The 399-nt window shown below is 39.3% G+C and carries 1 protein-coding gene; it reads left to right on the top strand.

Annotated elements, in window-relative coordinates:
- Positions 1 to 84: 84 nt before the first annotated feature.
- A partial coding sequence (locus A3766_RS21860; RefSeq protein ID WP_068642969.1) for a 3-hydroxybutyryl-CoA dehydratase occupies positions 85 to 399 on the top strand: 315 nt, incomplete at its 3' end.

The following is a 399-nucleotide window of genomic DNA, read 5'->3' as shown; positions in this document are numbered from 1 at the left end:
ATTCTAAATAGACGAACCTTAAAACTATTCTGTCAAAATTAGTTGTAAAGAAAATTAATTCAAAACTATAGAAGCTAAGAAGTTATGCGCGTACTTGAAAACATTACCTATGACGAATTAAGAGTCAGCGATTATGCCACATTTACTAAAACATTAAGTGATGAGAATTTGGTTTTATTTGCTGCGACTAATGGCGAAATGCCGCTGAGTGCTTTATCTGTCGATGCTGCGAAAAAGAATGTATATGACGATACAGTCGGCTATGGCATGTGGGCTAGCTCACTTATCTCAACCGCTTTCGACAAAGTCATTCCTGGGCCTGGAAGTATCTACCTGGACCAAAACCTAAGCTTTAAGCGAAAAGTAGAGCTGGGAGACACGCTGACGGTAAAGCTCACT

It is taken from the genome of Oleiphilus sp. HI0132, assembly GCF_001635845.1.
Note: the sequence above shows the minus strand (reverse complement) of the source record. Positions and strands in the feature narration are given on the sequence as shown.